Source organism: Nocardioides sp. (assembly GCF_036503465.1).
In the GTDB taxonomy this organism is placed as follows: domain Bacteria; phylum Actinomycetota; class Actinomycetes; order Propionibacteriales; family Nocardioidaceae; genus Nocardioides.
On sequence record NZ_DASXWU010000035.1, the window covers coordinates 1 to 23,517 of the forward strand.

22 protein-coding genes are annotated in these 23,517 nt (G+C 70.4%); 8 read left to right on the plus strand and 14 right to left on the minus strand.

What is annotated here, in order from left to right; genetic code table 11:
- Nucleotides 1–94: 94 nt before the first annotated feature.
- From VGK78_RS05995 to VGK78_RS06010, 4 genes are all read right to left on the minus strand, one after another.
- Nucleotides 95–757 carry a DUF222 domain-containing protein gene (locus tag VGK78_RS05995; RefSeq protein WP_331526603.1) on the minus strand — a complete coding sequence of 221 codons (663 nt, stop codon included), beginning with the start codon at nt 755–757 and terminating at the stop codon, nt 95–97.
- Nucleotides 735–938, minus strand: coding sequence for a hypothetical protein (locus VGK78_RS06000; protein ID WP_331526604.1), 204 nt, complete (start codon nt 936–938; stop codon nt 735–737). Before VGK78_RS06000 ends, VGK78_RS05995 begins: the two co-directional genes overlap by 23 nt.
- Before the next feature lie 282 nt (nt 939–1,220).
- The gene (locus VGK78_RS06005) at nt 1,221–3,218 is read right to left on the minus strand and encodes a protein meaA (protein WP_331526605.1); all 1,998 of its coding nucleotides are present in this window, start codon (nt 3,216–3,218) and stop codon (nt 1,221–1,223) included.
- 91 nt (nt 3,219–3,309) lie between these two features.
- On the minus strand, nt 3,310–3,618 hold the full coding sequence (locus VGK78_RS06010; RefSeq protein WP_331526606.1) for an STAS domain-containing protein: 309 nt from the start codon (nt 3,616–3,618) through the stop codon (nt 3,310–3,312).
- A gap of 117 nt (nt 3,619–3,735) precedes the next feature.
- On the opposite strand from VGK78_RS06010, the gene VGK78_RS06015 reads away from it, so the two are divergent.
- From VGK78_RS06015 to VGK78_RS06025, 3 genes are read left to right on the plus strand one after another with little or no spacing between them, the layout of a single operon-like run.
- Entirely contained in the window at nt 3,736–4,320 is a 585-nt protein-coding gene (locus VGK78_RS06015; protein WP_331526607.1) for a cob(I)yrinic acid a,c-diamide adenosyltransferase, read from the plus strand.
- Nucleotides 4,317–5,777: a S10 family peptidase gene (locus VGK78_RS06020; protein WP_331526610.1), complete on the plus strand. Its 1,461-nt coding sequence runs from the start codon at nt 4,317–4,319 to the stop codon at nt 5,775–5,777. The genes VGK78_RS06015 and VGK78_RS06020 overlap by 4 nt, the downstream gene beginning before the upstream one ends.
- On the plus strand, nt 5,777–6,247 hold the full coding sequence (locus VGK78_RS06025; RefSeq protein WP_331526611.1) for a ribonuclease H: 471 nt from the start codon (nt 5,777–5,779) through the stop codon (nt 6,245–6,247). The genes VGK78_RS06020 and VGK78_RS06025 overlap by 1 nt, the downstream gene beginning before the upstream one ends.
- 12 nt (nt 6,248–6,259) lie before the next feature.
- On the opposite strand, the gene VGK78_RS06030 is transcribed toward VGK78_RS06025, so the two are convergent.
- From VGK78_RS06030 to VGK78_RS06040, 3 genes are all read right to left on the minus strand, one after another.
- Complete coding sequence (locus VGK78_RS06030) at nt 6,260–7,504, minus strand: RNA polymerase sigma factor (protein ID WP_331526613.1); 1,245 nt, start codon at nt 7,502–7,504, stop codon at nt 6,260–6,262.
- Nucleotides 7,501–7,824: a YciI family protein gene (locus VGK78_RS06035; protein WP_331526614.1), complete on the minus strand. Its 324-nt coding sequence runs from the start codon at nt 7,822–7,824 to the stop codon at nt 7,501–7,503. Before VGK78_RS06035 ends, VGK78_RS06030 begins: the two co-directional genes overlap by 4 nt.
- Nucleotides 7,825–8,015: 191 nt before the next feature.
- Nucleotides 8,016–8,624, minus strand: a complete 609-nt coding sequence (locus VGK78_RS06040; protein ID WP_331526615.1) for an HAD family phosphatase — start codon at nt 8,622–8,624, stop codon at nt 8,016–8,018.
- A 161-nt stretch (nt 8,625–8,785) separates the two neighbouring features.
- Here VGK78_RS06040 and VGK78_RS06045 point away from each other — a divergent pair, with 161 nt between their 5' ends.
- Nucleotides 8,786–9,547, plus strand: coding sequence for a M15 family metallopeptidase (locus tag VGK78_RS06045; RefSeq protein ID WP_331526617.1), 762 nt, complete (start codon nt 8,786–8,788; stop codon nt 9,545–9,547).
- A gap of 132 nt (nt 9,548–9,679) precedes the next feature.
- Here the strand turns inward: VGK78_RS06045 and VGK78_RS06050 are convergent, their stop codons facing one another.
- Together VGK78_RS06050 and VGK78_RS06055 are read right to left on the minus strand one after the other, a co-directional pair.
- Entirely contained in the window at nt 9,680–10,576 is an 897-nt protein-coding gene (locus tag VGK78_RS06050; protein WP_331526618.1) for an ATP-binding protein, read from the minus strand.
- A gap of 135 nt (nt 10,577–10,711) precedes the next feature.
- Nucleotides 10,712–14,635 carry a hypothetical protein gene (locus VGK78_RS06055; protein ID WP_331526619.1) on the minus strand — a complete coding sequence of 1,308 codons (3,924 nt, stop codon included), beginning with the start codon at nt 14,633–14,635 and terminating at the stop codon, nt 10,712–10,714.
- A 183-nt stretch (nt 14,636–14,818) separates the two neighbouring features.
- Here VGK78_RS06055 and VGK78_RS06060 point away from each other — a divergent pair, with 183 nt between their 5' ends.
- The 4 genes from VGK78_RS06060 (at nt 14,819) to VGK78_RS06075 (ending at nt 19,025) form a co-directional block, all read left to right on the plus strand.
- Nucleotides 14,819–15,745 carry an NAD(P)-dependent oxidoreductase gene (locus VGK78_RS06060; RefSeq protein WP_331526620.1) on the plus strand — a complete coding sequence of 309 codons (927 nt, stop codon included), beginning with the start codon at nt 14,819–14,821 and terminating at the stop codon, nt 15,743–15,745.
- Between the two features lie 3 nt (nt 15,746–15,748).
- Nucleotides 15,749–16,699: an RNA polymerase sigma-70 factor gene (locus VGK78_RS06065; protein WP_331526622.1), complete on the plus strand. Its 951-nt coding sequence runs from the start codon at nt 15,749–15,751 to the stop codon at nt 16,697–16,699.
- A gap of 75 nt (nt 16,700–16,774) precedes the next feature.
- Nucleotides 16,775–18,454, plus strand: a complete 1,680-nt coding sequence (locus VGK78_RS06070) for a formate--tetrahydrofolate ligase (RefSeq protein WP_331526623.1) — start codon at nt 16,775–16,777, stop codon at nt 18,452–18,454.
- Between the two features lie 70 nt (nt 18,455–18,524).
- The gene (locus VGK78_RS06075) at nt 18,525–19,025 is read left to right on the plus strand and encodes a hemerythrin domain-containing protein (protein WP_331526624.1); all 501 of its coding nucleotides are present in this window, start codon (nt 18,525–18,527) and stop codon (nt 19,023–19,025) included.
- 14 nt (nt 19,026–19,039) lie between these two features.
- Here the strand turns inward: VGK78_RS06075 and VGK78_RS06080 are convergent, their stop codons facing one another.
- The 5 genes from VGK78_RS06080 to atpD form a co-directional block, all read right to left on the minus strand.
- Nucleotides 19,040–20,431, minus strand: a complete 1,392-nt coding sequence (locus VGK78_RS06080; protein ID WP_331526625.1) for an FAD-dependent oxidoreductase — start codon at nt 20,429–20,431, stop codon at nt 19,040–19,042.
- 146 nt (nt 20,432–20,577) lie between these two features.
- The gene (locus tag VGK78_RS06085) at nt 20,578–21,762 is read right to left on the minus strand and encodes an MFS transporter (protein ID WP_331526626.1); all 1,185 of its coding nucleotides are present in this window, start codon (nt 21,760–21,762) and stop codon (nt 20,578–20,580) included.
- Nucleotides 21,759–22,196, minus strand: coding sequence for a DUF2550 domain-containing protein (locus VGK78_RS06090; RefSeq protein WP_331526627.1), 438 nt, complete (start codon nt 22,194–22,196; stop codon nt 21,759–21,761). Before VGK78_RS06090 ends, VGK78_RS06085 begins: the two co-directional genes overlap by 4 nt.
- Nucleotides 22,197–22,242: 46 nt before the next feature.
- Complete coding sequence (locus tag VGK78_RS06095; RefSeq protein WP_331526628.1) at nt 22,243–22,575, minus strand: F0F1 ATP synthase subunit epsilon; 333 nt, start codon at nt 22,573–22,575, stop codon at nt 22,243–22,245.
- A 28-nt stretch (nt 22,576–22,603) separates the two neighbouring features.
- On the minus strand, nt 22,604–23,517 hold a 914-nt coding region (atpD, locus tag VGK78_RS06100; RefSeq protein ID WP_331526630.1), incomplete at its 5' end, for a F0F1 ATP synthase subunit beta.

Genomic DNA, 23,517 nt, shown 5'->3' on the forward strand with positions numbered 1-23,517 from the left:
TCACCCCGGACACCCCGACCCCGATTCCGACTGTGCCCGGCCACCGCGGTGTCGGCGAGACCGTTCTTCAGCGTGTCGAGGTCGATGGTGACCATCAGCCGGGCCGGGGCGCCGTGCGAGGCCGGGGGAGGTCGGTGTCCAGGGCGTGCTGGGCGGTCTGGACGAGGGCGTCCCAGAGTCGGGCGCCGTGGTCGCGCGGGTCGGGCACCAGGGTCCCGTCCCGGTCGTCGACCGCGGGAGCCGGTGCCGTCAGTGGGAGGAGGGCGGCTTTGAGCAGGGCGCCGTCCTCGGCGCAGCCGCGGCCCGTGACCCGGACCCGGCCGGCACCGTCGGCAGCGATGGACAGGTACCGGCCCAGGTGGGCGGCGCGTTCCTCCCGGGCCAGCTGGCGCTCGAGCCGGTGGTCCTCGCCGTCGGGGTCGACCACGTGCACCAGATGCCGACCCACCCGACCCAGGTCGCAGGCATCCAGACACCCCGCCTGCCCCACCAACGTGCGTTCACCACGGCGACGCACGGCCTCCCCGACCGGCGGAGTCTCGATGGACTTGACGATGACGTCGGCCTGCTCCGGCGACACCCGCCCCGCGACCAGGGCTTCCCGGGTCGCGGCCAGGGGTCCGGTCAGGGCGTGGGCGCGGGCCACGACCCGACGGCCCTCGCCCTGGCGCAGCCCACCGAGGTGGGTCACCCACGCCTGGGTCGAGACGTGATGCGGCCTCTGCTTGGCCAGGTCACGGGTGTCGGCCTCCGCCACCGCCCCCGGCCTGCACCGCGGCGAGCGCGGCCCGCGCCTGCTCGACCAGCTCCACGGTCGCGACCAGGTCGTCATCGGACTGCGCGGCGAAGAACGCCTCCGCGGCCACCCGCACGGAGGCCACCGCATCGGCGAGCAGCGCCGCCGGGCTGGGCTGCGGGTGAAGGTCCGAGATCGACATGAGACAAGCAAATCAGGCACCACCGACAGTGACCGTGCTGGACCGCGAGCCGCGTGCAAACCGGACGCCGGCAACGGCGGCCAGGCCCCGTACTGCCGTCCCTCTATTCAGCCAAAAGACCGCAACCCACCACCCACCGCAAGATCTCGACGACAAGCCCAGGACCTCAGCGGTGGTTTCGAGACAGGCGCCAGGACGCCTTCCTCAACCACCGGTCGCGGCCAGGACGCCCCCTCAACCACCGGAGACGGCCGGGGCGCCTCCCTCAACCACGGAGGCGGATCACCCCAGGTCGTTCGCCTCGCGGATCACGTCGACGATGCCGCTCATGATCTCGGTGAGCCCGAAGTCCTTGGGCGTGTAGACCGCGGCCACGCCGGCGTCGATGAGCTTCCGGGCGTCGGAGTCGGGGATGATCCCGCCGACCACGACCGGGACGTCGCCGATGCCGGCCTCCTCGAGCCCGTGCAGAACAGCCGGCACCAGCTCCATGTGCGACCCGCTGAGGATCGACAGCCCGACACAATGGACGTCCTCGGCCACTGCGGCCGCGACGATCTGCTCCGGAGTGAGCCGGATTCCCTGGTAGACGACCTCGAACCCCGCATCACGCGCGCGTACGGCGACCTGCTCGGCGCCGTTGGAGTGCCCGTCGAGCCCCGGCTTGCCGACCAATAGTCGCAGCCGGCCGCCCAGCTCGTCCCCAGTCCGGCGGACCCGTCGGCGTACCTCGGCCAGCTCCTCACCTGCTTCGCTCGCGGCCACCGCTCCGGCGACTCCTGTGGGAGCGCGGAACTCCCCGAACACCTCGCGAAGCGTGCCGGCCCACTCCCCCGTCGTCGCGCCTGCGCGGGCGGCCGCCAAAGTCGCCGGCATCAGGTTGGTGGCGGTCTTGGCGTCGGCCGCCAGCCGGGACAGCGCCTCGGCGACCTCGGCGTCGTCGCGTTCGGCCTTCCAGGCGCGGACGCTGTCGATCGCCGCCCGCTCGGCCTCGGGATCTGCGGCCTGGATCGCGGTGTCGAGGTCGGCGGTCAGCGGCGACGGCTCGGTGCCCTCGAACCGGTTCACCCCGACGACCACCTCCTCGCCGGACTCGATCCGGGCCCGGCGCGCGGCGTGGGAGGAGACCAGCTCCTGCTTCATGTAGCCGCTCTCGACGGCCGCGATCGCCCCGCCCATCGCCTGCACACGGTCCATCTCGGCCTTCGCGCCGTCGACCAGCTCGCCGACCTTTGCCTCGACCACGTGCGAACCCTCGAACAGGTCGTCGTACTCCAGCAGGTCCGACTCGAAGGCGAGCACCTGCTGCAGCCGCAGCGACCACTGCTGGTCCCACGGCCTGGGCAGACCGAGCGCCTCGTTCCACGCCGGCAGCTGTACGGCGCGCGCCCGGGCGTCCTTGGAGAGGGTCACGCCGAGCATCTCCAGGACGATCCGTTGCACGTTGTTCTCGGGCTGCGCCTCGGTCAGGCCGAGGCTGTTCACCTGCACGCCGTACCGGAAGCGACGCATCTTGGGGTCGTCGACGCCGTACCGGTCACGGGTGAGCTCGTCCCAGAGCCGGACGAACGCCCGCATCTTGCACATCTCCTCGACGAACCGGACGCCCGAGTTGACGAAGAACGAGATGCGTCCGACGACCGTGCCGAAGTCGTCCTCCGAAACCTGGCCGGACGCCTTCACGGCGTCCAGCACCGAGATCGCGGTGCACAGGGCGTAGGCGAGCTCCTGGGTGGGAGTCGCCCCGGCCTCCTGCAGGTGGTAGCTGCAGATGTTGATCGGGTTCCAGCTCGGGATCTCGTGGACGGTGTAGGCGATCAGATCGGTGATCAGTCGCAACGAGTGCTCGGGCGGGAAGACGTAGGTGCCGCGGGACAGGTACTCCTTGACGATGTCGTTCTGGGTCGTGCCGGACAACCGGTGCACGACCTCGCGGGGCTCGAGGTCGGGGTGCTGCTCCTCCGCGACCACCTGGTAGAGGGCCAGCAGCCACATCGCGGTGGCGTTGATCGTCATCGACGTGTTCATCTCGGTGAGCGGGATGTCCTCGAACAGCCGGCGCATCTCGCCGAGGTGCGGGACCGGCACGCCGACCTTGCCGACCTCGCCCTTGCTCAGCGCGTCGTCGGGGTCGTAGCCGGTCTGGGTCGGCAGGTCGAAGGCCACCGAGAGGCCGGTCTGGCCCTTGGCCAGGTTGGTCCGATAGAGCGCGTTGGACGCCGCGGCGGTCGAGTGTCCGGCGTAGGTGCGCATGACCCAGGGACGGTCCTTTGCGGGCATAGGTCGAGGGTATGGCCCACCGTCGCTGCAGGTCAGCGGCGTGTGAAGTAGTTCTCAGGCCCGACCAGGGTCACACCGGGGCAGGGCGAGGTCAGGCGGTCGCGGCCGCGCGCTCGACCTCGATGAACCGGGCCAGCCGCGAGAGCTGGAGCATCCGGCGTACGGCGGGACCACAGTTACGCACCCGCAAGTGGCTGCCGGACCGGTTGGCCTCGATCGAGGCGTAGGCGAGCACGCGCGCGGCGGTGACGTCGAGGGTGTGCACGTCGGACAGGTCCACGGTGAGGTCGCGCTCGACGCCGTCAAGGTGCTCGTGGATCGCGCTGCGCACCTCCATGGTGCTGCGCACGTCGAAGTCACCGCTGAGCCACAGCGTCTGCCCGTCGTGGACGATGTCCATCGTGCAACCCCCGCTCCGAGAGAATCCTCTTACCACTATGACGCGCCGACCCAAGCGAACGGTTGCGCTCATCCCGGGCCGATTTCGGCCGGTGATCCCGCACTAGGCTTCATGCTCATGGTGAACCTGACGCGGATCTACACCCGCACGGGTGACGCGGGCACGACGCGCCTGGGCGACCTGAGTGAGACCTCGAAGAACGACCTGCGTCTCATCGCCTATGCAGACGTCGACGAGGCGAACGCCCAGCTGGGCGTGGCCCTTGCCCAGGCAGCTCAGTCTCACGATCTCGAGGAGTCCGCGCGCGCCGTCCTGATACATGTCCAGAACGACCTGTTCGACGTCGGCGCCGACCTCTGCACCCCGGTCGTGGAGAGCCCCGAGCACCCGCCACTGCGCATCACCGGGGAGTACGTCGACCGGCTCGAGGCCTGGTGCGACGAGTTCAACGCGAACCTGCCGAAGCTGCGGTCGTTCATCCTGAACGGCGGCACGGCGACGGCGGCCCACCTGCACGTCGCCCGCACCGTCATCCGCCGGGCCGAGCGAGCGGCCTGGGCTGCCTACGACGTGCACGCGGAGACCATGAACCCGGTCGCGATCCGCTACCTCAACCGGCTCTCGGACCTGGTGTTCATCCTCGCCAGGTACGCGAACCGGGAGAACGGAGACGTGCTGTGGGTCCCGGGAGGAGAGCGATGAGCGACGACAAGCCAGACGCGCGGGCGGAGAAGCCGGAACCGGTCGACGACCTGGTGGTCACCAAGCACGTGCTGAGGTCCAAGCGCGGGGAGCTGCGCTACCGGGCGCGCTCGGGCCGGATCGTGCTCCGCGAGGAGGAGCTCAAGAAGGACGTCTTCAAGGGCTGGAAGGCCCGCGCCGAGATGTCGGTGACGGCGTACGAGCTCGAGCCGCCGGACGGCGACGTCACGAGCCGGCCGATCACCTTCGTGTTCAACGGCGGCCCCGGCTCGTCGTCGATCTGGCTGCACATGGGGCTGCTCGGTCCGCGCCGCGTCGACCTGGGCGACGTCACGTCGCCGCACCCACCGCCGTACCGGCTCGTCGACAACCCCGAGACCCTGCTCGCGGTCTCCGACCTGGTGTTCATCGACCCCATGTCGACCGGGCACACGCGGGCGGTCGAGGGCGGGAAGGCGAAGACGTACCACGGCTTCGGCAAGGACGTCGAGCAGGTCACCGAGCTCATCCGGCTCTGGTGCACCCGCGAGGACCGGTGGATGTCGCCGAAGTACGTGATCGGCGAGAGCTACGGCACGGTGCGGGCGGTCGCCGTGGCCGAACGGCTCCAGCAGAAGCACGCCCTGATGCTGAACGGCATCGTGCTGGTCTCCAGCGTCCTCGACTTCGGCACCCAGGACTTCGGGATGCACCGTTGGGACGAGTCGTGCCTGAACTTCCTGCCGACGTACACCGCGATCGCGCACTACCACGGCAAGGTCCGGGGACGGCTCACCAAGCTGCGGCAGGAGGCCGAGGCGTTCTCGGCCGGTCCCTACCGCACCGCGTTGGCCGCGGGCCGACGCCTACCTGCCAAGGAACGCACGAACGTCGTGCGCACCCTGGCCCGGCTGACCGGCCTCTCCGAGGAGTACGTCGACCGCACGAACCTCCGGATCGAGCACTGGCGGTTCTGCACCGAGCTGCTGCGGGACCGCGGCTTGACCGTGGGCCGGATCGACGGCCGGTTCACGGGTCCGGCGGCGTCGCTGATCGCCGAGAACATGGACGCCGACCCGTCGATGGACGCGATGAACGGCCCGTTCGCGGCCGCGTTGCACCACTACCTGCGCTCCGAGCTCGGCAACGAGCGGGACCTGCCGTACGAGGTCTACGCGAACGCGATCACCAAGTGGTCGTTCGAGGAGTTCGAGGGCAAGCCGATCTTCGTCGCCGACAAGCTCGAGCGGGTGATGCGGGCCAACCCGCACCTGCGGGTGCGGATCGAGTACGGCTACTACGACCTCGCGACGCCGTACCACGCGGCGGAGGACATGGTCGCCCACCTGCGGGTGCCCGACGAGGCGTTCGACCGGATCGAGCACGAGTACTTCGAGACCGGCCACATGCCCTACCTGCACGAGCCGTCGCGCAAGCGCGAGCTCGCCTCGATCGCGGCGTTCGTCGAGCGCAGCTGATGCCCCGCCGCACCCGCCCGGACCCGATGATCGCGCCCCCGGGGGCGCTGTCCGTCTTCACCGACGGCGCCTGCTCCGGCAACCCCGGGCCCGGCGGATGGGCCTGGGCGGTCGACCGTACGACGTACGCCTCGGGCTCCGAGAGGGCGACCACCAACCAGGCGATGGAGATCCGCGCCGCTCTCGAGGCCGTGACGGCGCTGCCCGCACCGCTCCTCGTCGTGAGCGACTCGACGTACGTGGTGAACTGCTTCCGCGACCGGTGGTGGGAGAAGTGGCTGCGCAACGACTGGCAGACGTCGGCGAAGAAGGCGGTCGCCAACCGGGACCTGTGGGAGCCGCTGGTCGCCGCCGCTGCGAACCGCGACGACATCGCCTTCCAGTGGGTCAAGGGCCACTCCGGCCACGCGATGAACGACTTCGTCGACGGCCTCGCCGTCGCCGCGTGCGTGAGTCAGAGCTCCGGCTGACGACAACGGGCACTACTGCAGCTGGTCGCGACGGCGCGTCAGGTAGGCGGTCTCGGCGGTGTTGCCTGCCAGCTCGATGGCTCTGTCGTACGCGGCGCGCGACTCCTGGGTGCGGCCCATCCGGCGCAGCAGGTCGGCCCGCGTCACGTGGTACGCGTGGTAGCCGGCCAGCTGCTCCTCGAGACGGTCGACGGTGGCAAGTGCCACCTCAGGACCGTCGAGCTCGGCGATCGCGACGGCCCGGTTGAGGGCCACGATCGGCGACGGGTCGACCCGTATCAGCTGGTCGTAGAGGGCGACGACCTGCGACCAGTCGGTGTCGCGGATGTCCCGGGCAGAGGTGTGCACCGCGTTGATCGCGGCGAGGATCTGATAGCGCCCCGGACGGGCACCAGCGGCGGCAGCCGCGAGGCGCTCGCGCACCAGCCGATGGCCCTCGACGATCAGCGCAGCGTCCCAGGCCGCTCGATCCTGCTCGTCGAGGGGGACCAGCTCGCCGCTCGGCGAGACCCGGGCGCGACGGCGGGCCTCCGTGAGCAGCATCAGTGCCAGCAAGCCGGCCACCTCGCCGTCGTCCGGAAGGAGGGCACGGACCAGCCGGGTGAGCCGGATCGACTCGGCGGTCAGGTCGCGACGTACGGGTTCGGTGTCGGGTCCGGTCGCCAGGTAGCCCTCGTTGAAGACGAGGTAGAGCACGGCGAGCACGCCGGAGAGGCGGGCCGGGAGATCCTCCGCGGACGGCACCCGGTACGGGATGCGGGCGGCCTTGATCTTGGCCTTCGCGCGGGTGATCCGCTGGCCCATGGTGGCTTCCTGCACCAGGAAGGCACGAGCGATCTCCGGCACGGTCAGGCCACCGACCAGGCGCAGCGTCAGCGCCACGCGGGTCTCCATCGCAAGGGCCGGGTGGCAGCAGGTGAAGATGAGTCGCAACCGGTCGTCATCGATGGCGCCGAGCGGCTCGGGCTCGGGCGGGTCGGTGTACCACATCTGAGCCTCCTTCTGCTTGCCGTCGCGCTTGTGCTCGCGCCGGATCCGGTCGATGGCCTTGCGGCTGGCGGTGGTGGTGAGCCAGCCGCCGGGGTTGGGAGGTACGCCGTCGGCCGGCCACCGCTCGACCGCGATCGCGAACGCCTCGGCCGCAGCCTCCTCGGCGACGTCGAGGTCGCCGAAGCGACGGGCCAGGGCGGCGACCACGCGCGCCCACTCCTCGCGGTGCGCCCTGGTGATCGCGTTCCCGACGTCAACCACACTCACAGGAACGGCCGCACCTCGACCTTCCGGTTGCAGGCCTTCGATCCCTCGGCGGCGAGCTTGAGCGCCACGTCCAGGTCGGGGGCCTCCATGACCCAGAAGCCCGAGAGGTACTCCTTGGTCTCCAGGAAGGGTCCGTCGGTGAACACCGGGTCTCCACCGCGATGGTCGATGACGGTGGCGGTGCTGGGGGCCGCGAGACCGCCGGCGAAGACCCAGTGGCCCTGGGCCACGAGCCCGTCGTTGAAGGCGTCGATGGCGGCCATCTCCTCTGAGGTGGCGGAGTCGGATCTGTCGTCGATCACGGAAACCAGGTACTGCATCGGGTGATCATCTTCCTGTGATGGGGCCGCCCCTCGTGGGCGACGCTCATCCCTGCCACGAACACGGCTGCGCGGATCCGACACGGCGTACCGGCAGTTCTCAAGGGGATCATGCACCGTCATCAGCCCGCAACGAGACGTGCCCCAGGGTGCGTCTCCCAACTCGGCGCTTCCGAATTGGGAGACGTGCCCTAATCCAGCAGAGCGCGGCGCCGGAGCTCTTCGTGCAAGCTGTCGGCGTCGGTGAAGTGGACCGCGTCCATGCCCGCGGCGCGGGCGGCCTCGACGTTGGGGACGCTGTCGTCGACGTACAGGACTCCCGCGATCGGCTGCCCGATCCGTCGGGCCAGCACCTGGAAGATCTCCGGGTCGGGCTTGGCGACGCCTTCCACGCCGGAGACGACGACATCGTCGAACAGGGCAAGGACGTCCGGGAACAGCTCCGGTGCGTGGTGGATCGTCTCGGCCGACCAGTTCGTGAGAGCGACCAGTCGCACGGCTCGATCTGCAAGGGCGCGCAGCAGGTCAGATGTTCCCGGCACCAACCCGCGCAGCGAGAGGGCGAAGTTGGGTCGGTAGGCGGCGATCTCCTCGGCGAACTCCGGGTGACTGGCTGCGGCCACTGCCTCCCCCTCGACCCAGGACCGGCCCGCGTCCTGGGCGAGGTTCCACGTGCCGAAGTCGAACTCTCCGCCGTGGACGAAGCGCTCGGCGCGCTCCTGGCCTACCGCTGCCGCGACAGCGGGCACCGGGTCCCAGTGAACGACGACCCCGCCCAGGTCGAAGACCACCGTCGTCATTCCTCGCCTCCTCGTCGACACGCACATCAGCAGGGCAGCGCCCCAGACCGAGCACGCTACCGACCACGTTTCCCGTGGCCGCGGGCAACCTCCGAGACCGCCGCACCGGTCGACCAGGCGTGAGGAGGAGGCGACGGAGCGCTGCTCGCACACCGGTTCTGGTGCTCGGCTGTCTCGCGGCCGTCGTCCTCGCCGTGACCGTGAGCCACCGGCACGAGGACGTGGCCACGTCGGCGAACGGGACCCGAGGGACCGTCCCTGGGTCGTCGGCGACAGCACCACACGGAAGGTCAGCCGACGGCGCTCACCGCTCCCACCGCCGGACCGGCATCCCGCTCGATCTCTCCGCCCACTCGACGACGGACGCGTCGAGCATCTGGGTCGTGGTCAACAAGGCTCACCCCATCCGTCCGCTCGACTTCCGGCCGGTGCTCGGCATCGTCCGCGGCTACCAGGTCGCCCGGGCGGCCGCCGTTCCGCTGACCCGCCTGCTGCACGCCAGTGAGGCAGCTGGGGTGGGCTTCAAGATCGCCAGCGCCTTCCGGTCGTACGCGTACCAGGTGCACGTGCACGACGCCCTGGCCTCGAGCGAGGGAAGCGTCGCGGCGGACCGGGTGTCGGCGCGCCCCGGCTACAGCGAGCACCAGACCGGCCTCGCGGTCGACCTGATCACCCCGGCCCACCCTCGATGTGACCTCTCGCCGTGCTTCGCGACAGGACAGGCGGGCCGCTGGTTGGCGACGAACGCGTGGCGCTACGGCTTCATCGTCCGCTACCCGCCGGGCGACCAGGCGATCACGGGCTACCGTGCCGAGCCCTGGCACATCCGGTACGTCGGGCGACCCCTCGCCGCCGCGATGCGCGCCGCCGGCGTCACCACGCTCGAGCAGGCCCTGCACGTCACGGGCGGGGGCTATCGGTGATCCCTCGGGACTCGTTGCCCACTCCCGGAGCCGTGGCCGTGCGAGGCGCCGGATGGGACGCTCGTCTGGGACGTCATACGAACAGTCACCTCTAGGTCCCGGTCCGTATGACGTCCTGAGACCTGGCCCCGCTCAGCTCACGGCCAGCTCGCACCACACCGTCATGCCGACGGCGTCGTGGTCGGAGCCCCAGCGGGCAGAGAGCGCGTCCACGAGGCGGAGGCCCCGGCCGTGCACGGCGAGTGGATCCGCTTCCGGACTGCCGGGCCGCCGGTCGAACGTGCCGCCGTCGCGCACGCTGGTGGTCAGAACCTCGTGATGGAGCACCAGCCGGACCTCGCAGCCCGCGACGGTGTGGATGATCGCGTTGGTCACCAGCTCGCTCACGCACAGCACGGCGGCCTCGATGGCATCCCCGTCGATCCCCCAGGCGGCGAGCGTACGTCGTACGAAGTGGCGTGCGGGGCCGACGCCGCGAGGGTCCGGTGCGACGAGGTGGCTGGCGACGAGCGCGCCGGGGGGCAGCGTCTCCGGTTCCTCGGAGCTGCTCGACAGCGTCCTGCTGGGCTGGCCTCGGCGCAGCTCCGCGCCCAGCCACTCCCCCACGCGCCGCAGCTCGTCCACCTGAGGCTCGTCGAACGGCTGGCGGGACTCGTAGAACAGGGTGAACCCGCCGATGATCTGACCGGCCACCGACAGCGGCGCCGAGGCGACCGCCTGCGTCGAGCTCGCCTGACGGTCGACGAACTCGGGGTAACGGCCCGCGAGCTGGTCGAGCGACCCTGTGATCACCGTGCCGGTCCGCACGGTGTTGTTGAGCGGGACGTCTTCGTAGGCGTCGACGTCGCACCACACGGCACCGCTCAGGTCGCCGCGGTCGCTGGCGATGAACGACAGCCGACGGCCCCCGCCTTCGACGAGTGCGAGACCCACCCGGCGGACGCCCGGCAACCCGGCGAGCAAACCGAAGGCGGAACGGACCCAGGCCTCGATCTCCGCCCCCGGCCTCTGCTCGGCCGTGTGACTCACCCGGTCAGATTAAACCCAGCTGCCACGGTTCCAGCCTGGTTCACGTCAAGCAGCGGCCCGCGCCTCAGCCGCGCCGGCCTCCCATGCCCCGGTGCGGCGTGCCCGCGGTCCGTCACCGCGGGCACGCCGGACCAGTCAGGAGTCGAGCCAGGTGAGGGCCCGGTTCATCAGGTCCGCCTTCTGCGTGGCCGAGCCGTAGGCCTCCATCGGGAACGCAAGGAACATCACCTTGTAGGTACCGCTCGCGACCGTGAGCGCGTCGGGGCCGGCGCTGTCGTCGGTGAACGCGGCGGTGGCAGGGGCGATCGGCGTGATCTCGTCCTCGAAGGCCGCGTTGAGCACCGAGTGGTCGAGAGTCACGTCCCCGATCCCGTCGGTCACGGGGTTGCCGCTCACGCTGTGCACCGCGGTCGTCCTCTTGTCGTTCTGAGCCTCGGTGCCGTCCCAGGCGATGTGCAGGTAGTTCTGCACGAACGGCGTCGTCCCCGCAGCCTGGTCGAGGATGTCCTGCCCCGACATCAGCAGCCGGCCGCCACCGTCGAGGAACGCCGCCAGCTCCGACTCGTACGGCCCGATCGGCGCCGGATAGCTGTTCCCGGTGAACCACACGACATTCTGGTGGGCCGCCAGGTAGGACTCCGGCAGCTCGGGCTGTGCGGCGAGGTCCCAGTAGCCGTAATCAATCCCGTCGGCGGTCAGGGCGGCCTCGTAGTACGGCGCCGAGTCGACCGGGGCGTTGGTGTCGTTGTCGACCAGCAACGTGTCGGTCGCGACCGCGATGGTCGTCAGCCTCGCCGACCCGGTCACCGACGAGTCGGCGTTCGACGTTGCGGTGAACGTGGTGTCGTTCGTGGCGTTGTCGGCCGCATCGGCCGGCACGTCCACCTTGACGCACACGTCCACCGAGTCCCCGGCCTGCACCGTCGGCGTCGACGTCATCGGCGTGGTGCAGGTGGCGTCGTACACCGCCGCCGACCAGGCGCCCCCGGAGGCGCCGACGGCGTAGCTGTCGGTCTGGTAGCCATCGTTGGTCAGGTGCTCGACGAAGGTCGCGCTGTTGCCCACGCGGGCCCCTTCGACCCCGGAGTCGGGCGCGACGGTGAGGCCGTGTGGCGGCGCGATCGGCGTCGCGTGCGGGCTCCCGGTCGTGGCCACGCCGTACTGGTCCTTGACCACGATGCCGTCGTTGACGATCTCGGTCACCGAGTTGGCCAGAGCAGGGTCGATGACGGCGCTGAAGCTCACCGAGACGTTGCCACCGGCCGGGACGGTGAGGCCGTCCCAGTGGAGAGTCTTGTGCCCTCCGAGATAGCCTCCGGACCCGATCGTGTCGATGCGCGTGTGGTCCGGCACGGGGTCGGTGATCGAGACGCCGGTGGCGTCGGCGTCGCCGATGTTGCGCACCGTGATCGTGTAGTGGACGGTGCTGCCCGGGCCTACCGGCTTGCCGGTGTCGGTCTTCGACACGATCAGCGCCGGCCGGGCGGTGGCGTTGGTGAGGGTGTAGGCGCCGCGACCGTGGGTGCCCGCGGCCAGGACGCCGTGCGAGGCGTCGTAGTCGAGCTGCCAGACGCTCACCTTCGGCATCCCGCCGCCCAGGCGGAACCAGGTCGTCCCGCCGTTGGCGGTGTAGAAGGCGCCGACGTCTGTGCCGACGTAGAGCGTCTTGGCGTTGGCCGGGTCGAGCGCGACGGTGTTCACCGGCACGTCCGGCAGGTTGGCGCTGATGTCGCGCCAGTGCTGGCCACCGTCGGAGGTGGCGAACACGTGGCCGCTGTTGCCGGGCGTGGCCGCACCGAAGCCGCCGTACGCGGCGTAGGCGATACGCCAGTTGGAGCGGTCGACCGCGAACTGGTTGACCGGCCGGTTGGGCAGCGTTCCCACACCGACCCGCTGCCAGGTCGGAGCGTCGGCGGTGACCGCGTCCGGGCTGACCTGGATCCAGCCCTCGTCGGTGCCGACGTAGACCCCGTCACCGCCGTCGGCGACACCGATCGCGGAGATCAGGCAGCCGCGGGCTCCGTTGGGCGCGGAGCCGGTGCAGCCACTCGTCAGGTCCGGACTGACCGGGGTCCACATGACGTCGGCCGCGCTCGCGGTCTCGGCGTTGTCGGTGCGGTAGATCCGGTAGGTCCCCAGGAACATCTGGTTGACGTCGCCCCGGTTCTGCACCCACGGGATGTAGAACTCGGCCCGGTCCTTGAGGTCGATGCCGCCGTCGATGGACTCGTTGCCGAAGAACGTGTTCGTCTCGGACGGGTTGTAGCGGTAGGGCGAGATGTCGAAGTAGGTGCCGAAGACGTACGCCGGCACGGTCGGGTTCAGTGTGTTGGGAGTCGTCTGGTCGACGATGACCTGCCCGCCGTCGCCGCTGGCCTGGTCGAACCACCGGTTGTTCGCCAGGGACTTGCGCAGCGTGCCGTTGTCCTGCGTGCCGCCCCAGTACTGCCCGGGGATGTCGGGCACGGTCGCCATCGAGCTGTACTGGCTGATCGCCAGGCCGGTGGAGTGGATCAGGGACGCGGTGTTGGGGTTGACCTCACCGTTGAGGTTCTGCCAGTCGGCCGCTGACAGCGGGTCGCCCGCGTTGTTGCGTCCGCCGCCGGTGTGCGACTGCCACACGCCGCCGTCGTTGCCGATGGCGACGTGCGAGGTGTCGTTGGCCTGGAAGGCGATCGCGTGGAAGTCGGGGTGCAGGTCGTAGCCGAGGTTCTTCCAGGTGGCTCCGCCGTCGGTCGAGCGGAAGACACCGCCGGAGGGCGGGCTGAAGTTGTAGCCGTAGGACCCGAGCACATAGACCACGTTCGGGTCGGTCGGGTCGGGCTTGACGACGTTGTCGTAGAAGCACTGCGTCCCGCAGTAGTCGTGGATGCTGTTGATGCCAGACCCGAGCTGGGTGGCGGACCAGGTGTTGCCGCCGTCGGTGCTCTTGAACACCTGCGCGGTGTGGTGGTGGTCGCTGAGGTCGAACCAGTCGAAGCCGGTGTAGAGGGTCGGCGCGGAGGCGCCCGCGGGGTCGGAGATCCCCAACGAGAACCGGGTGCCCCCTTCGAGGAAGTTGCCGGCGGGCAGACCGGTCATCGCCGGGCTCCACGTGTGCCCGCTGTCGGTGGAGGAGTAGATGCCGTCACCCCAGAACGACGCCCACAGGTGCGTCGGGTCCTGAGGATCGATCACCAGGTCGGTCGCCCCGTGCAACTCGTCCTCGGTGCCCTTGCGGAGGGTCCAGCTCGCACCGCCGTCGGTGGACTCGTACACGCCGTACTCGGCGGCCGTCGGGCTGCTCGTGCGGTGAGCGCCACCACGTCCGCGGACGGTCGCGGCGTACACGTGCTGCGGGTCGGTCGGGTCGACGGCGATCGCGGAGACAGCTTGGCCCGTGAACAGGCTGGAGACGTGCTGCCACGTGATGCCGCCGTCGGTCGATCGGTAGAAGCCGTCGCCGTAGTAGCTGTCACCCGAGAGGGCACCCTCGCCGGAGCCCATGTAGACGACGCTGTCATCGCTCGGCGCGATGGCGAGGGCACCGACCGACTGGGTGTCCGACGCGTTGGTGCGCGGCGTCCAGGTGCCGGTGCCGGCGTCGTAGGTCCAGACCCCGCCCTGAGCCGCACCGAGGATGACCGTGCCGTCGTTGCGGATGGCGAGGGCGCCGATCCGTCCGGAGACCGCCTCGAAGGTGTTGGTGGTGCGGCCCACCTGCACGATCGGGTCGGGCCCCTGGGACGTCCAGCTGCCCCCGTGCGTCGTGCCGGCGGGTGCCGCGCGCTTGATCCGGGCGGCGTGCTTGACCGCCTTGCTGCGCAGGGTGGCCGCCTCCGTGATGCTGAGCTGCTCGTCGCCGCTGAGCAACCGGCTCCAGTAGTAGGCGTCGCGGAGCTTGTCGAAGCCCGCCTCCTCCGAGCCGTCCTCGCGCTCGCCCTTCGGCGTCAGCAGGACGGGGGTGTCGTCAGCCACGCTCGGGCTGGCACCGGCCGCGACCGGGAGGGTCGAGGCGAAGCCCGCGCCGGAGAAGACGACCGCGAGGGCGACGAGGGGGCGGAGAGGTGAACGCAGCATGTGCAGCTCCCTGAGAGTGCGCCGATGGCCTGAAAGACCAGGCCGGGGGTCAGCATCGTCGAGGGCCCACACACCGTCAAGAGTCGTGCGAGGCGGGTCCGTCCCGGGCTCGCCGTGCTGTCACGTTCCCGGGCGCTGCCTCGACTCGGGGATGAGAGATGGTCGAGACGAGAGGTGACACCCATGCATGTGTACGTCGCGGGCGGTACCGGCGCGATCGGGAGACGGTTGATCCCTCAGCTCGTGGAGCGCGGGCACCGGGTGACGGCTACCACGACGAACCCGTCGAGGACGGCAGGATTGGAGTTGCTCGGGGCGGAGGCGGTCGTCGTGGACGGCCTGGACGGCGCGGCCGTGGGTGAGGCCGTGGCGAAGGCCGAGCCGGACGCCGTCGTACACCAGATGTCGGCGCTGTCCGGCAAGCCCGACGCCAAGCATTTCGACCGCTACTTCGCCATGACCAACCGGCTGCGCACCGAGGGGCTCGACCACCTCGTCGCCGCCGCCCGGGCCGCCGGCGTCCGGCACGTCGTGGCGCAGAGCTACGCCGGCTGGCCCAACCTCCGCTCGGGTGGTTGGGTCAAGGACGAGGAGGACCCGCTCGACCCGGAGCCGCCGAAGGCACAGCGGGAGACGTTGGCCGGGATCCGCTACCTCGAGGAGACGGTGCAGAAGGCGGACGGCACGGTGCTGCGGTACGGCAGTTTCTACGGCGATGCGTCCGACGGCATGATCCCGCTGGTGCGCAAGCGGCAGTTCCCGCTCGTGGGCGGAGGCACCGGCTACATGTCGTGGGTACATCTCGACGACGCCGCCGCGGCCACGGTGCTCGCCCTGGAGCAGCGGGCTCGAGGCGTCTTCAACATCGTGGACGACGAACCGGCGCCGGCCTCGGAGTGGCTGCCGTACCTCGCCGAGTGCGTCGGTGCCAGACCGCCCATACGGCTTCCCGTGTGGGTGGCGCGGCTCGCCGCCGGCGAGACCGCCGTGTCGATGCTGACCAGGACGCGTGGTTCGTCCAACGCCCGGGCGAAACGCGTGCTCGGCTGGGAGCTGCGCTGGCCTTCGTGGCGTCAAGGCTTCCGCGACGGCCTCGAGCCGGAGGTCTAGGAGATGGACGCCGCCCGGGAGTTCGAGGAGCTGCGGCCGCTGCTGTTCTCGATCGCCTACCGGATCCTCGGCAGCGTGAGCGAGGCCGAGGACGCGGTCCAGGAGACCTGGCTGCGCTACCACGCGAGCAGCACGGTGCCGATCTCGCTGAAGTCGTTCCTGTCGGCCGTGGTCACCCGGGTCTCGATCGACGTGCTCCGCTCTGCACGGGTACGCCGCGAGTCGTACGTCGGCCACTGGCTGCCGGAGCCGCTGCTCACCGACGACGAGTCGACGGCGTACCCCGATCCGGAGCACGCCGCGGAGCTCGCCGACTCGCTGTCCATGGCCGCGCTGCTGCTGCTCGAGCGGCTGACCCCCGAGCAGCGTGCGGTGTTCGTGCTGCACGACGTCTTCGCGTTCCCGTTCAGCGAGATCGCCGAGGTGGTCGGCAAGTCGGAGGCGGCGAGCCGTCAGCTCGCCTCGCGGGCACGCCGGCTGATGGAGGAGGGACGCCCGCGGTTCGACGTCGACAAGCGCGAGCGCGAGGAGCTCGCGGCCCGGTTCTTCGACGCGGTGACGGCGGGTGACGTCGACGAGCTGCGCCGGCTGCTGGCCGCGGACGTCGAGGTGTACGGCGACGGCGGCGGCAAGGCACCGCAGTGGATGCGGGTGGTCGTGGGCCTGGACAACGTCGCCCGGATGTTCGCCGGGCTGGGCCAGCGGTTCGGCGGGTCCGGACTCCAGGTGGAGCCGCGCGAGGTGAACGGCCAGCCCGGCGCGGTCTTCCGCGACAGCGCCGGCCAGGTCATCAACGTGATGGCCCTGGACGTGCTGGACGGCCGGATCCAGGTCATCCGCTCGGTGATCAACCCGGACAAGCTCCAGCACCTCGGGCCGGTGGCCGACGCCTGGGCGGTGATGCGCGGAACGCCGCCGCGCACTGACCGTCGGGGAGCAGACGACGCACCCTGACCGCGCCGACCGCATAGCCATTTCCGAGACACCCCACTAGCGTGCCCAGAGGCTCGCGAGGGAGGTACGGCGACTGTGCTGTCGGACATCGAGATCGCCAATGCCGCGACGCTGCGGCCGATCACCGAGGTGGCTGCGGACACCCTGGGCATCGACGCGGAGCACCTGGTGCCCTACGGCCACTACAAGGCGAAGGTCGACCTGACCTATCTGGCCTCGCTGGCCGACCGTCCACTCGGGCGGCTGGTGCTGGTGACGGCGCTGTCCCCGACTCCCCCGGGCGAGGGCAAGACCACCACCACCGTCGGCCTCACCGACGCCCTGCACGGGCTCGGGCACCGGACGATCGCCTGTCTGCGCGAGCCGTCGATGGGACCGGTGTTCGGCATGAAGGGCGGTGCGGCCGGCGGCGGCTACAGCCAGGTCGTGCCGATGACCGACATCAACCTGCACTTCACCGGTGACTTCGCGGCGATCGCCGCCGCCAACAACCTGCTGGCCGCTCTGATCGACAACCACATCCACCACGGCAACGAGCTCGACATCGACGTCCGGAGCGTGTCGTGGAAGCGCGTGCTCGACATGAACGACCGCGCGCTGCGCGAGGTCGCGGTCGCGCTCGGCGGCCACGCCAACGGCTTCCCGCGCGAAGACGGCTTCGACATCGTCGTCGCGTCGGAGCTGATGGCGATCTTCTGCCTCACCGAGTCGTGGGCCGACCTGAAGCGGCGGATCGGCGACATCGTGATCGGCTGGTCTCGAACGATGAGGCCGGTCACCGCGCGCGACCTCGGTGCCGACGGTGCGATGGCGGCCCTGCTGAGGGACGCGCTCGCGCCGAACCTGGTGCAGACGCTCGGCGGCGCCCCGGCGTTCGTGCACGGCGGCCCGTTCGCGAACATCGCGCACGGGTGCAGCTCGGTGATGGCGACCCGCTCGGGTCTGCGCCTGGCCGACATCGTGATCACCGAGGCCGGCTTCGGAGCGGACCTAGGTGCGGAGAAGTTCGTCGACATCAAGTGCCGCAAGTCGGGTCTGCGCCCGGATGTCGCGGTCGTCGTGGCGACCGTGCGCGCGCTGAAGTACCACGGCGGCGTGGCGCTCTCCGACCTCGGCACGGAAGACCTGGGCGCGGTCGAGGCAGGGATGGTGAACCTGCGCCGACACCTGGACAACATCCGCAACGTCTACGGGATCCAGTGCGTCGTCGCGATCAACCGGTTCCCGAGCGACACCGACGCCGAGGTGGCGAAGGTGGTCGAGCTGGTCGACGCGGCAGGCGTGCAGGCCTTCCCCGCCACCCACTTCGTCGAGGGCGGGGTCGGTGCCCAGGACCTCGCCAAGGGCGTGCTGCAGGCGCTCGACGAGCCCTCGCCGTACTCCTTCGGCTTCACCTACCCCGACGAGGCGCCGCTCACCGAGAAGGTCGAGGCGATCGCGACTCGGCTGTACGGCGCGGGGCTGGTGACGTGGGACGCGCGGGCCCGGCGTCGGCTGGAGCGCATCGAACGCGAGGGATACACCAACCTGCCGGTGTGCGTGGCGAAGACCCAGTACTCGTTCTCCACCGACCCAACGGCACTCGGCGCACCGAGCGGCCACGAGCTCCACGTCCGCGAGGTCCGGCTGTCGGCAGGAGCGGGCTTCGTGGTCCTGGTGTGCGGAGACATGATGACGATGCCCGGGCTGCCGAAGGTGCCGTCCGCCCAGCGGATCGACCTGGCCGATGACGGGACCATCCTCGGTCTGTCCTGACCTCTCCTGACCGCATGGGGCGCCGGTTGCCTGGGTACGTCGGCGTACACCGTCATCGTGAGGGAGCGCCATGTCCACCGACGCCATCGTCCTGCTCAAGGACGAGCACCAGGAGATCCGCAAGGCCTTCCGTGCCTTCGAGAAGGCCGGCGAGAACGCCCACGTCCGTAAGGCGCAGCTGGTCGACCGGATCATCGCGCTGCTCACTGCGCACACCTACATCGAGAACGAGGTCATGTACCCACGCATCCGTGATCTGCTGCCGGATCTCGAGGACGACGTGCTCGAGTCCTACGAGGAGCACCACGTGGCCGACCTCCTCGTGATGGAGCTGGCCTCGATGAAGCCCACCGACGAGCGCTTCGACGCCAAGACCACGGTGCTCATCGAGAACGTCGAGCACCACATGGACGAGGAGGAGAAGGAGTGGTTCCCGCAGGTGCGGTCAGGTCTGGGCCGTAAGGCCCTGCAGGACATCGGTGCCGAACTGATCCGCAAGCGCGAGCATGCGCCCACGCGGCCCAGCCAGCTCAAGGCGCTCAAGAACGCGATCAAGGCGGCCACCGCCTAGCGCCGGGATCCGGCTCAGGAGTCGAAGCCGAGGCCCAGCCCGTCGAGGGTGCGCAGCCAGACGTTGCGCCTGCCCTGGCGGCGGTCGGCCGCGGCCAGTGAGCGCCGGGTGAGCTCGATACCGGACCATGCGAGGGGCTCGGGCGGGAAGGGCACCGGCTTGGTGCGGACCATCTGCAGCCTGGTGCGCTCCGAGTCGACGCCGTCGAGCAGGTCCAGCATCACGTCGGCGCCGAAGCGAGTGGCTCCGACGCCCAGCCCGGTGTAGCCCAGGGCATACGCCGCGCGCCCGGCGTACGCCGTGCCGAAGAAGGCGCAGAAGCGGGTGCAGGTGTCGATCGCGCCGCCCCACCCGTGCGAGAAGCGTACCCTCTCGAGCTGCGGGAACGTCGTGAAGAACTGGCGGGCGAGCAGGTCGAACGTCGCCGGACGCTGGTCGTACGACGGTCGCACGTGCCGCCCGAAGTGGTAGATCGCGTCGTACCCGCCCCACAGGATGCGGTGGTCGCGGGTCATCCGGAAGTAGTGGAACTGGTTGGTCATGTCGTCCAGACCCTGACCCCGGCGCCAGCCGATCGCGTCGCGCTGCGCGGGCGAGAGGGGTTCGGTCATCAGCGCGTAGTCGTAGACGGGGACCGTGTGCAGCCGTACCCGGCGCACCAGCGACGGAAAGGCGTTGGTGCCGAGGGCGACGCGGCCGGCGCGCACGATCGGCCCGCCGTCGGTGCGCACGTCGACCCCGACCCCGGATGTCGAGAGCCTGGACACGTGGGTCCCCTCGTGGATTCGTACGCCGAGTCCCTCGGCCGCGGCGGCGAGCCCCCACGCGAGCCTGGCCGGATCGAGGAGCGCGGTGTCGTGCGGTTCGAACAGACCGCCGAGGAAGGTCGGCGAGCGCACCTCCTCCTGCACGGCCTCGCGGTCCAGGAACGTCGCCTCCGGGTTGTTCGCGAACAACTCCCGCAGCCACCCGACCTGGTGCGGCTCGGTGGCCACTGTGATCGCACCCGGCCGCTCGAAGTCGCAGTCGACGCCGTACCTGGTCAGGCTCTTCTCGATCTCGTCGAGGTTCTCCCGGCCGAGCCGCTGGAGGGTGTCGATCTCGTCGGGCCAGCGCTGCGCGCCGTTCGCGTGCCCGTGGGTGATCGAGGCGGCGCAGAAGCCACCGTTCCGGCCCGACGCCGCCCAACCGATCCGGTTGCCCTCGAGCAGCACCACGTCGCGTCCGGGGTCACGCTCCTTGGCGAGGATGGCCGTCCAGAGCCCGGAGAAGCCACCGCCCACGACGCACAGGTCGGCGGTGCCGTGCGCGTCGAGTGGCGGTCGGGCCGCCGGCCGGTCCCGGCGGTCGAGCCAGTACGGAGTGGGAGCGGCGTCCCGGAGCGACGGGTGCAGGACGTGCGGCATGCCCGCATCGTGTCAGGTCGACCGTCGGCCAATGCGGGTCGTCCGCTTGACCGGCACCCAGGGCTTCCCCTGGGGCGGACGACCGAGGGGCCCGTTCGGGTCGTCCGCCTGACCGGCACCCAGAGACTCCTCTGAAGCGGACGACCCTATCCGACCGTGCGGGACCGCGGACGACGCACCGAGCTGACCAGCGCCGCGCCCGGCACCATGACGACCGCGATCACCAGCAACGAGCGGAGCGTTCCGACGTGGTCGCCGACGAACCCGAGGAGCGGCGGCCCAGCCAGGAACGCGCCGTACCCGATCGTCGAGATCACGCTGACGCGCCGCGCCGTGCGCGCCGGGTCGTCCCCGGCCGCGCTCATCCCGACCGGGAAGCCGAGCGCCGCGCCGAGGCCCCAGAGCACGATGCCGACGACGGCGAGCGCCGCGACGCCGGTGAAGACGACGACCAGGACTCCGGCGGTGGCGGCCGCCGCGGAGGTCAGCAGGGAGGGAGCCCGGCCGAAGCGGTCGAGGGCGATCGGTCCGCCGAGCCTCCCGAGCGTCATCGCCGCGACGAACAGGGCGAAGCCGAGCACGCCGACCCAGTGGCGGGCGTCGTAGCCGTCGATGAGCGCGAGCGCGAGCCAGTCGTTCGCGGCGCCTTCGGCGAGCGCGAACGCGAGCACCATGAGCCCGATCGCGAGCGTGCGCGGTTCGAGCCAGGCCGAGCCTCCCGTGCTCGCGACGGCTTCTTCCTCGTCCGCGCCGGCGGGCAGCAGGCGCCGGCTCGCCACCACCGCGACCGTGACGGCCAGGGCAGGGACGACGGCGTAGTGCGCGGCCAGGGGTACGCCGAGCCCCGCGGCCGCGGCTCCGATCCCGGCACCGGTGAACATGCCCAGCGACCAGCCGGCGTGGAAGCGCGGCATGATGCTGCGTCCCAGCTCCCGCTCGACCGCCGCCCCGTCGACGTTCATGGCCACGTCCCAGACGCCGCTGCCGAACCCGTAGGCGAGCAGGCCGACCGCGGCCAACGGAGCCGAGCCGAGGGTCGCCATGGCGCCGGCCACGACCAGACCGGCGAGGTCGAGCAGAGCGCCCAGCCGCACCACCGCACCAGCTCCCCAGCGCTCGATCAGGTGGCCGCTCGCCGGCATCCCGCCCATCGACCCGACGGCGATGCAGAGCAGCAGGGTGCCGAGGGCGCCGTTCGACAGGTCGAGCGACTCCCGCAGGTCGGGGACACGCGAGGCGAGCGTGGCGAAGCAGAAGCCGTTCAGCGCGAACACCAGCGCCACGGCGTTGCGTGATGCGGTCGCGCCGCTCGGGGTGCGCGTGGAGGTCACAGGTGCTGGGCACCCGGAGGGGCGGCCTCGAGCCAGGACTGGAACCCCATCAGGGACGACGAACCGAGCGCCAGCTCGACCGCGCCGCTCGGCGTCTCGCAGCGGATCACCACGTGGCCCGGGTAGAGCGAGAGCTGTTCGACGCCCTCGGGCTCGCGACGTCCGACATAGGTGAGTGAGCGGCGCGGCCAGACCCGCTTCGGGCGGGGTGAGAGCGAGAAGATGCGGAACCACTCGAGCCGGTCACCGGTGTACCGCCCGAGGCCGAGCAGCCAACCGCGCCCGGGCGTGGTGGCCCGGGCGCGGTAGCTGAGCTCGAAGGTGCCGCCATGGCGGGAGAGCCAGCGCCGGCGAACGATCAGGGCGACTCCCAGGAGCAGCACGAGCAGGAGGACGATGGCTGCGAACTCCAGCAGCCACTCCCAGATCGGCACCGCTCCCCCTCCCTGTCAGCCTCCGGATCGTCGCACGGGGCGGCGATCAGTCCTCGCCCTCCAGCGCGGCCTTGCGCTCCTCCATCAGACGCTTGGCCTCCTCGAAGTCGCTCTCGTGCGACAGCTCCGCATACTCGCAGAGCAGCCGGACGTGGTTGTCGGCGACGGAGATGAACCCACCGTCGACCGCCGCGACCCAGTGACCGTCGTCGACTGTGCGAACGTCGACCTGCCCGGCTGCGAGCACGGACATCACCGGCTGGTGGTCGGCCATGATGCCGATCTCGCCGGCCAGGGTGCGGCAGTTGACCACGGTGGCCTCGCCGGACCAGACCTCACGGTCGGCCGCGACCAGGGACACCTGCATCGTCTTCGCCATTGCTACTCCGTCTCAGTCGATCCCAGGGTCAGCGGCTCTTCTGGATCTCGTCCCACTTGCGCTCGACGTCCTCGAGGCCACCACACATGAAGAACGCCTGCTCCGCCACGTGGTCGTACTCGCCGTCGGCGATCTTGTTGAACGCCTCGATGGTCTCCGAAACCGGGACCGTCGAGCCGTCGATGCCGGTGAACTGCTTGGCGACGTAGGTGTTCTGCGACAGGAAGCGCTGGATACGGCGCGCCCGGCTGACGATGATCTTGTCCTCCTCGGACAGCTCGTCGACACCGAGGATCGCGATGATGTCCTGGAGCTCCTTGTTGCGCTGCAGGATCTGCTTGATCCGGATCGCGCAGTCGTAGTGCTCCTGACCGATGTACTCGGCCGACAAGATCCGCGACGTCGAGGTCAACGGGTCCACCGCCGGGTAGATGCCGAGCGAGGCGATCTCACGCGACAGCTCCGTGGTGGCGTCGAGGTGCGCGAACGTCGTCGCCGGTGCCGGGTCGGTGTAGTCGTCGGCGGGCACGTAGATCGCCTGCATCGAGGTGATCGAGTGACCACGCGTCGAGGTGATCCGCTCCTGCAGCGTGCCCATCTCGTCGGCCAGGTTGGGCTGGTAGCCCACGGCCGAGGGCATCCGGCCCAGCAGCGTCGACACCTCGGATCCGGCCTGCGTGAACCGGAAGATGTTGTCGATGAACAGCAGCACGTCCTGGCCCTGGACGTCGCGGAAGTACTCCGCCATCGTCAGCGCGGACAGCGCGACCCGCAGCCGGGTGCCCGGCGGCTCGTCCATCTGGCCGAAGACCAGCGCGGTCTGGCCGAACACGCCCGCCTCGGTCATCTCGGTGATCAGGTCGTTGCCCTCGCGGGTGCGTTCACCGACGCCGGCGAACACCGACACACCGCCGTGATCACGGGCGACGCGCGCGATCATCT

Bases quoted from the DNA above. Each gene is read 5' to 3' on its own strand.
- VGK78_RS06040 (WP_331526615.1), bottom strand. From the start codon at position 8,624: ATGACGACGGTGGTCTTCGACCTGGGCGGGGTCGTCGTTCACTGGGAC.
- VGK78_RS06080 (WP_331526625.1), bottom strand. From the start codon at position 20,431: ATGCCGCACGTCCTGCACCCGTCGCTCCGGGACGCCGCTCCCACTCCG.
- VGK78_RS06060 (WP_331526620.1), top strand. From the start codon at position 14,819: ATGCATGTGTACGTCGCGGGCGGTACCGGCGCGATCGGGAGACGGTTG.
- VGK78_RS06095 (WP_331526628.1), bottom strand. From the start codon at position 22,575: ATGGCGAAGACGATGCAGGTGTCCCTGGTCGCGGCCGACCGTGAGGTC.
- VGK78_RS06020 (WP_331526610.1), top strand. From the start codon at position 4,317: ATGAGCGACGACAAGCCAGACGCGCGGGCGGAGAAGCCGGAACCGGTC.
- VGK78_RS06010 (WP_331526606.1), bottom strand. From the start codon at position 3,618: ATGGACATCGTCCACGACGGGCAGACGCTGTGGCTCAGCGGTGACTTC.
- VGK78_RS06055 (WP_331526619.1), bottom strand. From the start codon at position 14,635: ATGCTGCGTTCACCTCTCCGCCCCCTCGTCGCCCTCGCGGTCGTCTTC.
- VGK78_RS06075 (WP_331526624.1), top strand. From the start codon at position 18,525: ATGTCCACCGACGCCATCGTCCTGCTCAAGGACGAGCACCAGGAGATC.
- VGK78_RS06000 (WP_331526604.1), bottom strand. From the start codon at position 938: ATGTCGATCTCGGACCTTCACCCGCAGCCCAGCCCGGCGGCGCTGCTC.
- VGK78_RS06015 (WP_331526607.1), top strand. From the start codon at position 3,736: ATGGTGAACCTGACGCGGATCTACACCCGCACGGGTGACGCGGGCACG.
- VGK78_RS06005 (WP_331526605.1), bottom strand. From the start codon at position 3,218: ATGCCCGCAAAGGACCGTCCCTGGGTCATGCGCACCTACGCCGGACAC.
- VGK78_RS06025 (WP_331526611.1), top strand. From the start codon at position 5,777: ATGCCCCGCCGCACCCGCCCGGACCCGATGATCGCGCCCCCGGGGGCG.
- VGK78_RS06035 (WP_331526614.1), bottom strand. From the start codon at position 7,824: ATGCAGTACCTGGTTTCCGTGATCGACGACAGATCCGACTCCGCCACC.
- VGK78_RS06065 (WP_331526622.1), top strand. From the start codon at position 15,749: ATGGACGCCGCCCGGGAGTTCGAGGAGCTGCGGCCGCTGCTGTTCTCG.